This window comes from Dongia soli, assembly GCF_034044715.1.
In the GTDB taxonomy this organism is placed as follows: domain Bacteria; phylum Pseudomonadota; class Alphaproteobacteria; order Dongiales; family Dongiaceae; genus Dongia_B; species Dongia_B soli.
This window is the reverse complement of the sequence record NZ_JAXCLW010000004.1, coordinates 48,736-63,382: the sequence shown is the minus strand read 5'-3', so window position 1 is coordinate 63,382 and position 14,647 is coordinate 48,736. Positions and strand designations below refer to the sequence as shown.

The window sequence follows — 14,647 nt, the reverse complement described above, 5'->3', positions numbered from 1 at the left end:
GACGCTATTGCGATGCCTTGACGCTAACGAGGACGGATTGCACGCCGACCATACCGCGAAATTGCATCGCGATGTGATCCCGTGCGGCGCAATCCAGACCTGCAACCTGGATATCGATCAAGGCTTCGTCGCCGCGATCGACGACCTGGCTGTAGAACTTGCTCGGCCACAGGCCACGCTTGGCGAAGGCCTCCAGCAGGCGCGGCAATAAACCAGGTTCCAGATCGGCGCGCAGAGAGAAGCACTGCACCTCCTGTAGGGGGTGCGGATGCAATGCAGCGATGGATAGAGCCGGAGAAGCGGCGTCAGAAACCGCAGTTTTGAGAGTAGGCATGATCGACAGCTTTCGCAGTTAAGACATGACATGACAGGGCAACCGGCCGTCCGGGGACGGTCCGGCCGCTAATTCGCGTCATGCGCTTAAGGGCGAAGCTGGTTTCCATGGAGGCAGGCTAGCGGCCCCAGGCACCCTCGTCAATCACCAGAAGCCCGGGCCGAGGCCGGGCCGGGCGCCGGCGTCGCCAATTTGTCATGAATTGAGAACCTTGACCTTTGGGGGTTCGGCGGGCAGCTTCTGGACTGATATTAGTGAAAAGCTCCAAAAAGAGGTGCCCAGTGCTAGCGGAAGCGCGGCAGAATTTTATCCTGAAGCGATTGGATCAGGAGGGCTCCGTCTCGATCGCCGAATTGTCGCGCGCGCTGGGAGCTTCGCGGGAAACCATCCGGCGCGACCTGAAGCAGCTCGCCGCCAAGGAATTGCTGCGCCAGACCCATGGGGGCGCCGTGGTCATGGCGCCGAACGAACCGGATATTGCCGACCGTCTCGTTGTCAACAGCCGCGAGAAGCAGTCGATCGGACAACGTGCCGCTGAGCTGGTCCGGGACGGGGCCAGCCTGATCATCGATTCGGGCAGCACCACCTGGCCGCTGGTCGAGGCGCTCGAGGATCGCCGGTCCCTGACGATCTATACCAACAGCTTGCGCGTCGCCCAGCGCCTGTGGCGGCACAACAATAACCGCGTCTATATCCTGGGCGGTGAAATACAGCCTTATGAGGATATGACCGGGGGCTGGGATGCCACCCGCATGATGGAGCGTTATCACGCCGAGCTTGCTTTCATCAGCGTCAATGGCGTCTCATCCGGCGACGCCAGCGATGCGTCGGCCGGCAATATTCTCGGCGCCGTGCCCGGCGGGTTGATCCTTAGCGACTACCATCGTGACATTGCGGAACTCCACGGTCGAATGATCCTTTCCGCTGAAACGCCAATCCTGCTCAGCGACCACAGCAAGATCGGCCGCATGCAGCCCTTTCCCGTGGAACATGTAGGGCAGCTCAAATACCTGGTCACCGACCGAGAACCCGATCACGACCTCGCGGATGCGCTCCAGCGGCAGAAGACGGCCGTTCTGGTGGCGTGATGCATGTAATTGGACGGGTGGCGCTGGGAAGCTGTCTCCTTGTTCTCGTGACCGGCTGTGAAAGTCGGGCGCCGCAACCGAAGGCGACACCCGCTGCGCCCCTTTCGTCCTCGACCATTCGGCAGGACGTAGAGGTCACGCCGACGGACTTGCGGCCGGCTCAGTTACGCCTGCAGGCGGATTCGCCTGTACACGAGCATCCGGCCGTTGGAGCGGCGAAGCCCCATATGGCTTCCACGACGCCTGCCAGCACGGCGATGGGCTCAGCGCCGACGCGCCGCAAACTGGTCTTGCAGGAATTGGTCGCTGGACCAGCCCCGGTCCCGACTTCGGTCGTCGCCAAGCGCACGGAGCCGGCCAATGTCTCGACGCGCCGTCCGCCACCAGGTACCGCCATCCATCTGGCGAGCTACAAGGATATTGGCTGGGCGCGGCGCGGCTGGAAGATCTTGTCGGCGCGCTATCGGGAGCTGACACCATTGATGCCGCTTTATGTCGCCGTCGATCTGCCAGGCAAGGGACATCTGGTACGCCTCTATGGCACGGCGCCCGCAGGCGGCGCGGTCGATCTGGGCGGCATCTGTCGCGAGCTGAAAACAGCCGGCGCCTATTGCTCACTCAATCCGGAAGGCTGAGCTTTTAGCGGTTTGCGGCCTGGGAGAATTCCCGGGTGCGCAGGCTGATGCGGCGAATGATTTCGGCGACAGGTGAATCGCCATCCGACAGACCGTTCGCCCCGGCTTCAATCAATGCCTTTTCCGCATCGAGCAGGGCCGTGACCAAAGGCTGGGCGGTTTTATCCGCCGCTTTCTCATCGGCTTCTTCCGGATCGGAGACCAGTGTCTGATGATCGGTCATGGAGATCTGTTCGAGGTCTTCCGGCATGTCGTCCGAAAGATCCGCCGCAACTTGGGCCTGATCGACGGTTTCGCCGATTGGTTCTTCATTGGCTGGTTCTTCAATGACCGGCTCGTCAACCACCGTCTCTTCGATGATCGGCTCTTCGGCGGTCAACTCCTCAACGGGAGCTTCTTCGACGGCGGGCTCGTCAGCCGCTATCTCCGACTGGAGTTCTGAAGCAGGCTGGGGCTCGGATTGATCGCCAAGTCCGGCATCTTCAGAAATTGCATCCGCGCCGGCCATTTCCGCTGCGTCCTTCTCAGCAGATGGTGCCGCGTCAAGGCTTTCACCATCTTCCTGCATGTCAGCCGAATCAACGGCGGGATCGTCACCGGCAACGGCCTCTTCCAGTTGCGCTGCGAGCGCCGCCGCCTGGGAGGGTTCTTCGCCAGCCTCCATCGCTGCGGATTCCGCGTTCTCTTCCTGCTGAGTCGCGATGACTTGCTGCAGGCTCTGCTCGAGCCGCATCATGGTATCCTGCAAAGCGCTGGCCGGTTCGCGGCCTTCGATGATGTTGAGCAACGTCAACACCATATTGCGCAGCTGTTCGTTCTGGGTTTCGCGCTTGGCGATTTTTGTTAGGGCGGCGTCATAAGCGGCCTTCAGCTCCGCTTCGGCGTGGCGCGCAGCATCCCGCTCGACGCGCAACTCGATCGCCGAAGCCTGCAGGCGCTGCATCTCTTCTTGCTGGCGGGCGAGGGAACCCTCGACGATGGCGACGACGTCATTAAGGCGTAAACCGTATTTGCGCTGGTCATCGGCGTTCATGCGCAACTTCTCTTGCGCTGCTGCAACGCGCGACTGAAGATCCTCAAGATCGTCCATGCCTAATGCCCAATGCCATTCAGAAGACCAAGCCGTTCCGCAAAACGGTTGGAGGGCAGACTATAGGGATATGGTTACCAGAGTCTTAAGTCTTTCAAAACGCGAAAATTTTTCTTAGCCGAAGGCGATTGTCGCTAAGCTCTTGAATCTGCTTGGTCCTTGCCGGATCAAGCAAGCCCCGCGCATTACCAGTGCCGGACCTCACCCGTATCAACATGCACGAAAGCGGAGCGGGGATAATAACCGACTCCGCCCTGCCTCATACCCAGGGCTGTATCGCGCAGCTCCCGCACGCTGACATCGGCCAGCCGGATATCGATGGCCTTGCCCTGCATATGGAGGCTGTTCTTGGCGACGCCGCTGCTCATCTTGACCAGCATGGCATTGGTTTGCGGGCTGCGATAGCCGCAGACGATCTGGAAGGCCTTGGTGCTGCCGCTGCGACGATGCAGATCGGTCAGGAGGTCTAGCAATTTGACATCCATGCGCATGATCTCGTTATTGCGGTGGTCACGCAGGATGTAATTGATGTCCTTCAGCGCACCCTTGTCATAACGGCCATTGGACCAATAGGTGGCCTTCAACTGCTCGTCTGTGTGGGTGTTATAGAAGCCAAGCGTGCGATTTCCACTATTGGGCAAGGCGGCATAGGCCGAACCCGGGATCACGAGATTGGGCAGGAGGCCGGCTGCGCTTGCGGCGAGACCGGCGCCGAGGAGCCGTCGGCGATTGATGATCAATGGGCAGGTAGGTGAGTCTTCTTGGCTATGCGCGTCTGTCGGGCGTTGCGTTACGGGGGGTATCATTCGATTCCAATCTCCCTATGCACCCGGAACGCCGGGGCGTCGAAAAAATGCTAGGTAAGACGGACGTGAATGATCGCATGCGATTCACGTCGCTACCCGGTCGTAGCCGGGCCAAACCCTCGTTACGAAGTCGCCAACTTGCCTGAATGTCCCCCAAACAGGCGGATATCGGTGCGCCGTTCCAGCACCTCCCGATACTTCCAAATTGCCATAGCCGCGTGTCACAGGAAAGCCAAAAAAGCGTGAACTTAGAAAAAATTCCTTACCAATCAACGTGATGCTGTTAACCGGCTTTAAGGTATCTGTCATGCCTGATCTGGGCCTTGACCCTTAATCGCTTTGTCGCCACAACCGCCGCTGGCCGCGCTTCGCTTTGCGGTCGGAAGGAAGTGACTGACGTGTCTGTTTTGCTCGGCCTTGATACCGGCGGTACTTATACCGATGCGGTTCTGTTCGATCCCGCCAAAGGCGTTCTGGCCACGGCGAAATCCCTCACGACCAAACATGATCTGTCGATCGGCTTGGGTGGCGCCATGGCGGGCGTGCTGCCGCATCTGCCGGAAGATAAAAAGACAGGCGATATCGCCCTGGTGTCGATGTCCACCACCTTGGCGACGAATGCCATTGTGGAAAGCCACGGCGCGCCGATCTGCCTGATCCTGCTCGGCTATGACGAGAAAGCATTGGAGCGCGCGGGCTTGAAGCAAGCGCTTGGCGGTGACCCTGTTGTCTTTGTAGCAGGCGGCCACAAACCGGCCGGCGATGAACAGGCGCCGCTCGATCTCGAAGCAGTCAGGAGCGCGGTCGAACAATATGCGTCGAAGGTCGCGGCCTTCGCGGTGAGCGGTTATTTCTCCGTGCGCAATCCGGCGCATGAAATTGCCGTTCGCCAGATGATCCGCGATCTGACCGATAAGCCGGTGACCTGCGGTCATGAACTGACGTCAAAATTGGATGCGCCGCGCCGCGCGCTGACGGCAGCGCTGAATGCGCGCTTGATTCCCCAGTTGCAACAGCTGATCCGCGCTGTTGCCGGCTTGCTTGAGCAGCATGGCATTAAGGCGCCGCTGATGGTGGTGAAGGGCGATGGTTCGCTGATCAATGCGGATCTCGCACTGACCTGCCCGGTGGAGACGATCCTCTCGGGTCCCGCGGCCAGTCTCGTCGGGGCGCGCTATCTCTGCGGCGAGGATACGATCCTTGTTTCCGATATGGGCGGCACGACAACCGATATCGCCATGTTGCGGGACGGCCAACCGGTGCTCAACAAGGAGGGCGCAACGGTCGGCGGCTGGAAGACGATGGTCGAAGCGGTCGCTGTCCATACCTACGGCCTTGGCGGCGATAGCGAAATCCGCATCGACGAGGTGCATGGCTTCGTCGCCGGTCCGCGCCGCGTTGTGCCGTTGAGTCTGCTGGCATCGCAATATCCGCAAACGCTGGAAACACTGCGAGTCCAGCTTGCGGCGGATGAGATGATTCCGTACCGCGGGCAATTCGCTTTGCGTCAACGCCCGCTGGATGCCGGCGAAGCCAGCCTGACAGATGGGCAGCGGCAGATCTGGGATGCGCTGGCGAATGGCCCGGTGGCGTTGGCCGATCTGCTGTTCAGCCCGGCTTCGGTGCGCAACTTGCAGCGTCTGGTCGATCGCGGCCTGGTCATTCCGAGCGGCCTCACGCCGAGCGATGCGGTGCATGTTCTGGAAAACCAGGACCGCTGGTGTCGCGAGGCGGCAGTGCTCGGTGCGCAGCTCTTCCTGCTGCGTCCGCCTTTGGCCGGCTGGAAGGCCCCACAGGATATCGAGACGTTGTGCCGTCAAATCGTCGAGCAGGTCGTGAAGCAGTCGGGGCGGGTTATCCTGGATTCGGTTTTTGCCGAAACCCTGTCGCTCGGCCAGCGGGATTGGGGCAAGCTGGGCGAGGCATTGGTGAACCAGTCATTGACCACACCACAGCCCATGGCCGCAGGGATTAACGGCTTCCATCCCGCGCAGTCGCTATTGGATGTCGCCATCGCTCTGACCGTGCCGCTGGCCGGCATCGGTGCGCCGGTGCACAGCTATTATCCGCAGATCGCCGAGCGTTTGCGCACCCGCCTGGTAATTCCACCCCATGCGGAGGTCTCGAACGCGGTTGGTGCGGTTGCCGGTGGCGTCATGCAGCAGGTAACGATCAATATCACCGCGCCTAAAGACGGCTTGTTCCGGGTGCATCTGCCGGATGGCTACCGCGATTTTCTGTCGCTGGAAGATGCGGCGGAACATGCCATCGAAACCGCCACTGCGACCGCCACGTCGCTGGCGGTGCGGGCCGGCGCCACCGATATCCAGTCGCGCCATGACCGTCGCGACAAGATCTTCGAACAGCCGGGCGGTTTGCGGCTATTCATTGAATCGGAAATCACGGCTGCGGCGTTCGGTCGGCCGGCTTTGGCGAGCGAATGAGGCCAGCCAACCGATAATTCCAGCAGGATCAAAGGGGGATAAAACCGGCCTCTTACGGGCTTGGAACGTCCGCCTGCCGTGACAGTTGTATGTGCATTGATTATACTACCGGAGCGGCGCTGGATGGGACGGAGTGCCGCGGGACGCAGCTATCGATCGGGGATGCATGAAACGCAATTTCTGGGCTGCCAGCTTATCCGTCATTCTGCTGCTTGCCACCCACGGCGCGGCGCTGGCGGGCGGCAATAGAGATCCGGGCGATGCGGCGGTTCCCTATTCCGATAAGCTTGCCGGCAGCAAGTCATCGCCCCGAGCGGTTACGAACCCGCAAATGGTCGCGCCGCCGAAAACCACCGTGCCGATGGCGACCCTGCCCGGCATAGGGCAGGCTGTCGCGGATCTGTCATCCCGTTTCAGCCGAACTGCTTTGGCGGTAGATTGGGCGGGGTTGCGCGCCTTCTATGACGCCGGCCAGCCGCCCATCTGGGTCACACAAAATGGCTTCTCGCCGCTCGGCGTGCAGATCGCAGAACAGCTTCCGCAAGCGCTTCAGGCGGGGATGAAAGTGCCGCCGGAAATCGGCCAGGCCGTTTCGAACTTGACGCCACCAAGCGACCCCACGACCGCCGCGGCGACCGAGGCACTGCTAAGCGTTGCTTTTATCGCCGGCGCGGTCGATGCCAACAGTATATTGGGTGACAACGATCAGCACGGCGTCGGCATTCTGGCTGCGCTGGGCAAGGCAAAGGATCAGGCGGCCTTTCTGCAGCGTGAGCTGCCAGGCTTTGCGCCTTTCTGGCGTCTGTACTACCAGATGCCGACTTATATCGGTTACATGCAATCCGGTGGCTGGCCGACCATCGATGACTCCGGGAAACTTGAACCGGGGCAGAGCGATGCGCGCATACCCATCATTCGTCAGCGTTTAGCGATCACGGGCGAACTGGCATCGGCCACATCGGATAAGCTTCAATTTTACGATCCGCTTCTGACGCAGGCGATGGAAGTTTTCCAACGCAATCATGGTCTCAATGACGACGGCGTCATTGGCAAGCGCAGCTTCGAGGAATTGAACGTTTCGGCGGAAACCCGCTTGCGCATGATCCTGCTTAATCTGCGGCGCATGCAGGAGCAGGGACCGACTTTCGGGCCCCATTATCTGATTGCGAACGTGCCAGCCCAGGAAGTCAAAATCATCGAAGATGGGCGGCTCGCCTTCTATACCAAGGCCATTGTCGGTCGTGTCGATCGCAAGACGCCGCTGCTGACCAGCATCATCACCCAGGTGAAGCTCAATCCCGATTGGTCGGTGCCGCAAAAGATCGCCGCCAGCGACATGCTGCGTCACGAACTGGAGAGCCCGGGTTATTTCGCAACCAAGAATGTTCGCGTCTATGATACCTCGGGCACTGAAATCAACCCCACCAGTATCGACTGGCGCGAAGTCCGCCGCAGTGGTCTGTTCCCCTATCGCCTGCGTCAGGATGCCGGCCCGGAAAATGCCTTGGGACCGGTCAAGCTCGACTTCAAGAACGATTACGCCGTCTATTTGCACGGCACATCGGCGCCGGCACTCTTCGCCAAGCAGGACCGCTACCTCAGTTCCGGTTGCGTTCGGACGGCCGATCCACTCGGTCTTACGACCTTTTTGCTGAAGGAGAATCCAGCCTGGACACGGGACCATGTCGACCAAGTCGTGGCATCGGGCAAAACGACTTATGTTTCGCTGCCTCGGCCGATGCCGATTCATATCACCTATATGACGGCGTGGGTCGATGAAACGGGCGTCATGCAGTTCCGCCGCGATGCCTATGGCTATGATCGCTTACCAACATTGTCCGGCATATCCATGCCGACTGTGGGAACCAGCCAGCTTTCGGAAGCAACGCCGCCGCAACGTATCGAGCGTAATTCTGGAAAAGAATAATCCATGGCCGCCTATCGTAAGCTGAGGCTGACCGCCGCCGCGCTGATCATTGGAGCGCTCTCGTCCAACCTGCCGGAACCGGTCGCCGCTGACGGGAATGCCGGATTTGAAGCTTTCGAACGCGGCGATTACGCCACGGCATTAAAAGAGTTTCAGCCCTTGGCCGATCAAGGTTTGCCGGCGGCGCAGGCCGCATTGGGGCAGATGTATCTGCAGGGCATGGGTGTTGCCCAGGATTATGCGATGGCGGCGAAATGGCTGACACCGGCCGCGACCAACGGTATTGCGGCGGCCCAGGTACAACTGGCGACCTTATATATGCTGGGTATGGGCGTGCCGAAAGACGAAGCGCAGGCGGCCTATTGGACCAAGCGCGCTGCCGATCACGGCGTGCGGCGCTCACAGGTCGATCTCGCCGCTATGTATTATCAGGGGGTCGGCCTGCCGCGCGATCTGGTGCAAGCTTACCTTTATGCCGAATTGGCGGCGCGGCAGGGCGATGAAGAGGCGATCGCCATCCGCTCGGTCTTGCAGCCGCAATTGCCGGCCGCGCAAATCAAGCAGATCGAGGCGGAGGCGGATATCTGGAAACCGTCGCAGCAATAGCACGCTGCCAATGTAATGACCGGTCGGCACTGACCTTTAATCGGCTTGTGCGACGAGCTCGCGCAAGACAGTTTCGATCTCGGTCTTTCCTTTCAGCACCTGGTCAGGAGCGCCCTCGAAGCATACCCAGTCCTCGTTGAAGCCGTCGAGCATCTAGATGCGGGGCATCGGGTCGTTCATGCCTTGCGCCTTGAAGAGCGCACCCCAGCTTTCGCGCGGCACCGCTTCGGCATACACCGGCCGACCAAGGATTTTGGTAAAAGCCAGCCGCGAAGGTGCGCGCGCCTTCATCGACTTCGTCCAGGGAGAGGTGATCGCCTGACGATCAATCCTCTATCCAGGCGACACGCAGGATATTGGTGGAGCCGGGTGTGCCGAGCGGCACGCCGGCCGTGATGACAAGCCGCTCGCCTTTTTTTGCGAAGCCTTCCCGCTGTGCCGCCCGGCAGGCCTTGTCGGCCATTTCCGAGAAGCGCTTGAGATCGGCGCTGATCACGCAATGAATGCCCCAGACGAGGCAAAGCTGGCGCGCTGTTGCTTCCTTCGAGGTCATGCAGAGGATCGGCACCTGCGGCCGTTCCCGCGCCATGCGCAAGCCAGTCGAACCCAATGTCGTATAGGTAACGATGGCGGCGACGGAAAGCGTATGGGCGACCTGGGCGGCAGCGGCGCTGATAGCGTCATTGCCGGTTGCTTCAGGCTCCGGCCGCTGCGCTTCCAGGATACGACGATAAACCGGATCGCGCTCGACCCGCTCGATGATGCGATTCATCATGGTAACCGCTTCAACCGGATATTGGCCGGAAGCGCTTTCGGCGGAGAGCATGACCGCATCGGCGCCGTCATAGACCGCCGTTGCGACATCGGAGGCTTCCGCGCGGGTTGGTGCGGGGTTCTGCACCATGGAATCCAGCATCTGTGTGGCCACCACGACGGGCTTCCCGGAGCGCCGGCAAGTCGCGATAATCCGCTTCTGCAGTGATGGAACATCTTCCGGCGGCATTTCGACCCCGAGATCGCCGCGCGCTACCATGATGGCGTCAGACAGATCGACAATCTCTTGCAGATGCTCAATGGCGGCTGGCTTTTCCAGCTTGGCGATGATACGCGCGCGGCCCTGGATCAGCTTGCGCGCCTCTGCGATATCTTCCGGTCGCTGGACGAAAGAGAGCGCCACCCAATCAGCACCGAGATCGAGGCCGAAAGTAAGATCGGCGTGGTCTTTTCTGGTAAGCGGCGAAAGCGGCAGAACAACATCGGGCACATTGACGCCCTTCCGGTCGGACAGTTTGCCACCAACCATGACCTCGCAATCGGCGAAGTCATTGCCGCATTTCAGGACTTTCAAACGCAGCTTGCCGTCATCCAGCAGCAAATTGGTATCCGGATGCAAAGCCGAAAGGATTTCCGGATGGGGCAGGGGCGCGCGCTTGTCATTCCCTGGCGCCGTATCCAGATCGAAGCGGAATTTCGCGCCGTTCTTCAGTTGAACAGCACCTTCGGCAAATGTCCCGACCCGTAATTTCGGTCCCTGCAGATCGACCAGCACGCCGATCGGCCGGCCGAGATCGGCTTCGATGGTGCGGATGATTTCGTATCGGGTCCGATGGTCGTCATGGCTGCCATGCGACAGGTTGAGCCGGAAAATATCGGCCCCGGCACGAAACAGGGCTTCGATCTGTTCGTGGGTCGTGCTGGATGGACCCAGGGTCGCGACAATTTTCGCCTTTCGCTGTCTGCGCATCGTGCTGCTTGCCTTCAATGAATTAAATCGGTGGCAGTTTCGGTTGCTGGCGGCACAATGCCTGTCGATCAGCGAATGATGATAGCCCGGAAATCGTTAACATTTGTGCGCGTCGGCCCGGTGACGATCAGATCACTGGTCGAGGAAAAGAAGCCATAGCCGTCATTATTCGCGAGCGCCTCCTTGCCGATGACCCCCTTGGCTGCCGCCCGTGCCAAGCTATCGGGGGTGAGGATGGCGCCGGCATTGTCTTCCGTGCCATCGATCCCATCGGTATCGCCGGCAACCGCCGTGATACCGGGATGGCCGTCCAGAGAAACCGCCAAAGCCAGCAGGAATTCAGCATTGCGTCCGCCACGACCGCTGCCGCGTACCGTCACGGTCGTCTCGCCGCCGGAAATGATGACGGCAGGAGCGGCGACAGGCTGGCGATGCTTCGCGATCTGCCGGGCGATGCCGGCATGAACCAAAGCGACATCGCGGGCTTCGCCTTCGAGATCGCCCAGGATGAGAGGTGTCAGGCCGGCGGCCTTGGCAACGGCAGCGGCGGCATCCAGCGAAACCTGCGGCGCGCCAATGATGTGCGTTTCGCATTTGGCGAGACGCGGATCATCCGCTTTTGGCGTTTCGCAATCGGGACTGTTGAGATGCGCCATGACCGCATCGGGCGGCGTGATGCCATATTTGCGGATCACCGCCAGCGCGTCCTCCCGGGTCGAGGGATCAGGCACGGTGGGACCCGACGCGATGACCGAGGGATCGTCGCCGGGCACGTCCGAAATCAGCAGGCTGACCACGCGGGCCGGATAGGCTGCGGCTGCGAGCCGGCCGCCCTTGATGGCGCTGAGATGTTTCCGCACCGAATTCATTTCAGCGATATTGGCGCCGGATTTCAGCAGCGCCTTATTGACGGCCTGCTTGTCGGCGAGCGTCAGGCCGTCCGCCGGGATCGCCATCAGGGCCGAACCGCCACCGGATATCAAGCAAAGCACCAGATCATCCGGGGTCAACCCTTGCACCTTCTCCAGAATGCGGCGGGCTGCAGCCTGGCCGGCAGCATCCGGCACCGGATGCGCGGCCTCAATCACTTCAATCCGGTCGCAGGGCAAGCCGTGATCATAGCGGGTGATGACCAGGCCTTCGATGGGACCGGTCCAATTCTGCTCGACTGCCTTTGCCATGGCGGCCGCAGCCTTGCCGGCACCAATCACGATTGTACGGCCCTTGGGCGGAGCCGGCAGATGCTGTTTCAGGATTTTCAGGGGATCGACCGCGGCTATCGCCGCGGCGAACATGCGCTGCAAAAGGTCGCGGTCGCCGGTCATGCTGCATCCAAATCTTCCAGGAGGCAGCCACTTTAAGGATTGGAGGGAAAGGCGGTCAAGTTAGGCAGCGACACCCTTTGATGGCGTGGCGGCGTCTTCGGCTCCTTCTGGCCCAACAACCGCCTGACGGGCCGCCGGCTTTGCCAAGATGATGCCAACCAAGACCGCGACGCCGCCGCCGATCTGCAAAGCGGTCAGGGTTTCTCCCAGGGTGATCCAGGCGAGAATAGCGGAGGCAACCGGGGTCAACAATAAGGTGACCGAGGAGAAGGCGGCAGAGAGATGCGCCATCGACCAGCCGATCAGGCCCTGGCCGATGACCTGACTGGTCATCGCAAGACCCAAAACCGCGCCCCAGCCGGCGATGGTCTGGGGAACGAGCGCAGCTTCCGTGGCCAGAGCGATCGGCGCCAGGATGGCACTGGCGATCACCGCATTCCAGAACATCACTTGCGACACGCGCAATGTGTCCCGCGCGGCTTTGACACCCCGCAGATAGAAAGCATAGCTCACGGCGGCCAGGATGCCGAGGACAACACCCAGTCCATCATGCACGGTGAGGCCTCGCGAACCGCCCAGAATGAGCAGAGACACGCCGGCAATGGAGACAGCCAGGCCGGCGAGGAATTTGGCCGAGAAGCGTTCGCCGAGGAACAGGAAGCCGAGCAGCGCCACCCAGATCGGTGCGGTGCAGGCAAGGAGCGTGGCAGCAGCAACGCTGATATACTTCATGGCCCAATGCCAGGCGATCAGATCCGTGGCGAGGAAAAATCCGCTGATCCAGAGGGCTCCCCAGCCTCGCCGCGAGATCGGGCGTGCCGGTGCCAATTTGGATGAAGACCGACGTTGTCTGGCTTCGATCAGAAGCACGATCCAGTAGACCGGCATCGAAAGGAACATGCGGTAGAAGCCGGTCGATGTCGGCCCCGTTTCTGATAGTTTGACATATATGCCGGACGCAGAAATCAGTACCGCACCTACGATCAGCAGGATTAAAGCGAGACGATGTTGGCGGTCGGCGGACATCGAAATTGGCCTGAGGATTAGGAGCGGGTGACAGCACGGTCTCATTCGTTCTATGCTTGCCGCCACTCATGGTCAATCCGCGCCGCGGCGCACGGCCAAGCCCCGGTGCATGCCAACTACGAGTCCAGTGCATACCGACATGTTGTTGCATCCAGACGATCCTCCGCCGTTTGAACTGATCAACCCCCGGGGCAAGGCGCCATTGGTGCTGTTCTGCGATCATGCAGGCCGTGCTGTGCCGCGGCAGCTGGATAGTCTTGGCCTGGCTGCGGAGGCCTTCGATCAGCATATCGCCTGGGATATCGGTATTGCCGACCTTGGCCGGCAATTGAGCGCCTTGATGGATGCGCCGTTGCTGCTGGCGAATTATTCGCGGCTGGTGATCGACTGCAACCGGCATATTGATGATCCGACATCCATCGCTCAAATCAGCGATGGGATCGATATCCCGCGCAATCGTAACCTGTCGCCGGATGAGCGCCAGCAACGGGTGACGGAAATCTTTCGGCCTTATCACGATGCCCTGACGCAGCTGATCGAGCAAAAACTGACTGGGGACAAGGTGCCGGTTGTCCTATCGCTGCACAGTTTCACCGCCGTCATGAATGGCTCTCAGCGTCCCTGGCAGATCGGCATCCTATGGAATGAGGATGCCAGGCTGCCGGTGCCGCTGATGCGCCGCTTCGCCGCCGAACCGGGGGTCACGGTCGGCGATAACGAGCCTTATTCCGGCCGGGACGGCCACGGTTACTCGATGAAAGTGCATGCCGAGGGGCTCGGATTGGCTCATGCCTTGATCGAAGTCCGGCAGGACCTGATTGCCGACGGCGCAGGGGCCACGACCTGGGCGCAGATCCTGTATCGCGTTTGTGGGGATGTTTTACAGGATCCGGCATTATATCATCGGCTGGTATAGCAACGGATGCGATGGAATTCGAGGTGCGTGATGGATGAAAGGACCAGGACCGAGATCGAGGCGGCAACCTTCCGCCGCCTGGTAGAGCATCTGCGCGAGCGGACCGATGTGCAGAATATCGACCTGATGAATCTCGCCGGTTTCTGCCGCAATTGCCTGTCCAAATGGTACCGGGCGGCGGCCGATGAGCGGGGGGTCGAGATTAGCGATCCCGCTTCGCGCGAGGTTGTCTACGGCATGTCCTATGACGACTGGAAAGCGAAATATCAGCGGGAAGCTTCGCCGGACCAGGCGAAGAAATTCGCAGATAGCCAAAAGCACGACTGAAGCTGTCTCGGCCGGTGTGCTGCCGGCAGAGTTATCCCCGTTATCCACAGGCTAAACAGATTGTCCGGGCGGAAGCGGTTGGCTAAAGTCCGGGCAATTTCGTGCCTGTATTGAATTTCTGGAGTGTACCATGGCGGATGCCGGTGGGATCGCAGCCGATCGCTTGAAATCCTTCATTGAGCGGATCGAACGGCTGGAAGAGGAAAAAGCGGCTATCGCTGGTGATGTCAAAGAGGTCTATGCCGAAGCCAAGTCATCCGGTTTCGACACCAAGATCATGCGGCAGATCGTGCGCCTGCGCAAAATGGAAGCCCATGACCGCGAGGAGCAGGAACAATTGCTCGACCTCTACAAGCAGGCGATCGGCCTCTAAGTATTG

Annotated in this window: 15 protein-coding genes; 8 read left to right on the top strand and 7 right to left on the bottom strand. The window is 60.5% G+C overall.

Annotated elements, in window-relative coordinates; translation table 11 throughout:
• Positions 1-4 precede the first annotated feature (4 nt).
• On the bottom strand, positions 5-334 hold the full coding sequence (locus SMD27_RS15115) for a hypothetical protein (RefSeq protein WP_320509246.1): 330 nt from the start codon (positions 332-334) through the stop codon (positions 5-7).
• 281 nt (positions 335-615) lie between these two features.
• Here SMD27_RS15115 and SMD27_RS15110 point away from each other — a divergent pair, with 281 nt between their 5' ends.
• Both SMD27_RS15110 and SMD27_RS15105 read left to right on the top strand, forming a co-directional pair.
• Entirely contained in the window at positions 616-1,422 is an 807-nt protein-coding gene (locus SMD27_RS15110; RefSeq protein ID WP_320509245.1) for a DeoR/GlpR family DNA-binding transcription regulator, read from the top strand.
• Positions 1,423-1,649: 227 nt separating this feature from the next.
• A complete protein-coding gene (locus SMD27_RS15105) occupies positions 1,650-2,057 on the top strand; it encodes a hypothetical protein (RefSeq protein ID WP_320509244.1) in 408 nt (135 codons plus the stop codon).
• Positions 2,058-2,061: 4 nt separating this feature from the next.
• Here SMD27_RS15105 and SMD27_RS15100 read toward each other — a convergent pair whose 3' ends face one another.
• Both SMD27_RS15100 and SMD27_RS15095 read right to left on the bottom strand, forming a co-directional pair.
• Positions 2,062-3,147 carry a hypothetical protein gene (locus SMD27_RS15100; RefSeq protein ID WP_320509243.1) on the bottom strand — a complete coding sequence of 362 codons (1,086 nt, stop codon included), beginning with the start codon at positions 3,145-3,147 and terminating at the stop codon, positions 2,062-2,064.
• 185 nt (positions 3,148-3,332) lie between these two features.
• Complete coding sequence (locus SMD27_RS15095; protein WP_320509242.1) at positions 3,333-3,953, bottom strand: DUF882 domain-containing protein; 621 nt, start codon at positions 3,951-3,953, stop codon at positions 3,333-3,335.
• A 398-nt stretch (positions 3,954-4,351) separates the two neighbouring features.
• Here SMD27_RS15095 and SMD27_RS15090 point away from each other — a divergent pair, with 398 nt between their 5' ends.
• The 3 genes from SMD27_RS15090 to SMD27_RS15080 all read left to right on the top strand — a co-directional run bounded on the left by SMD27_RS15090 (position 4,352) and on the right by SMD27_RS15080 (position 8,930).
• Positions 4,352-6,397: a hydantoinase/oxoprolinase family protein gene (locus SMD27_RS15090; protein WP_320509241.1), complete on the top strand. Its 2,046-nt coding sequence runs from the start codon at positions 4,352-4,354 to the stop codon at positions 6,395-6,397.
• 166 nt (positions 6,398-6,563) lie between these two features.
• Positions 6,564-8,324, top strand: a complete 1,761-nt coding sequence (locus tag SMD27_RS15085) for a L,D-transpeptidase family protein (protein ID WP_320509240.1) — start codon at positions 6,564-6,566, stop codon at positions 8,322-8,324.
• A gap of 3 nt (positions 8,325-8,327) precedes the next feature.
• Positions 8,328-8,930, top strand: a complete 603-nt coding sequence (locus SMD27_RS15080; protein ID WP_320509239.1) for a tetratricopeptide repeat protein — start codon at positions 8,328-8,330, stop codon at positions 8,928-8,930.
• Between the two features lie 153 nt (positions 8,931-9,083).
• On the opposite strand, the gene SMD27_RS15075 is transcribed toward SMD27_RS15080, so the two are convergent.
• From SMD27_RS15075 to SMD27_RS15060, 4 genes are all read right to left on the bottom strand, one after another.
• Complete coding sequence (locus SMD27_RS15075) at positions 9,084-9,221, bottom strand: hypothetical protein (RefSeq protein WP_320509238.1); 138 nt, start codon at positions 9,219-9,221, stop codon at positions 9,084-9,086.
• 34 nt (positions 9,222-9,255) lie between these two features.
• Positions 9,256-10,674, bottom strand: coding sequence for a pyruvate kinase (gene pyk, locus SMD27_RS15070; protein ID WP_320509237.1), 1,419 nt, complete (start codon positions 10,672-10,674; stop codon positions 9,256-9,258).
• 68 nt (positions 10,675-10,742) lie between these two features.
• Positions 10,743-11,999, bottom strand: a complete 1,257-nt coding sequence (locus SMD27_RS15065; protein ID WP_320509236.1) for a glycerate kinase type-2 family protein — start codon at positions 11,997-11,999, stop codon at positions 10,743-10,745.
• Between the two features lie 60 nt (positions 12,000-12,059).
• Positions 12,060-13,025 (bottom strand): DMT family transporter, encoded by a 966-nt coding sequence (locus tag SMD27_RS15060; RefSeq protein WP_320509235.1) that lies wholly within the window; start codon positions 13,023-13,025, stop codon positions 12,060-12,062.
• Positions 13,026-13,164: 139 nt separating this feature from the next.
• Between SMD27_RS15060 and SMD27_RS15055 the strand changes: the two genes are divergently transcribed.
• From SMD27_RS15055 to SMD27_RS15045, 3 genes are all read left to right on the top strand, one after another.
• Complete coding sequence (locus tag SMD27_RS15055; protein WP_320509234.1) at positions 13,165-13,941, top strand: N-formylglutamate amidohydrolase; 777 nt, start codon at positions 13,165-13,167, stop codon at positions 13,939-13,941.
• A gap of 30 nt (positions 13,942-13,971) precedes the next feature.
• Entirely contained in the window at positions 13,972-14,268 is a 297-nt protein-coding gene (locus tag SMD27_RS15050; protein ID WP_320509233.1) for a DUF1244 domain-containing protein, read from the top strand.
• Between the two features lie 130 nt (positions 14,269-14,398).
• Entirely contained in the window at positions 14,399-14,641 is a 243-nt protein-coding gene (locus SMD27_RS15045) for a DUF2312 domain-containing protein (RefSeq protein ID WP_320509232.1), read from the top strand.
• Positions 14,642-14,647: the final 6 nt, after the last annotated feature.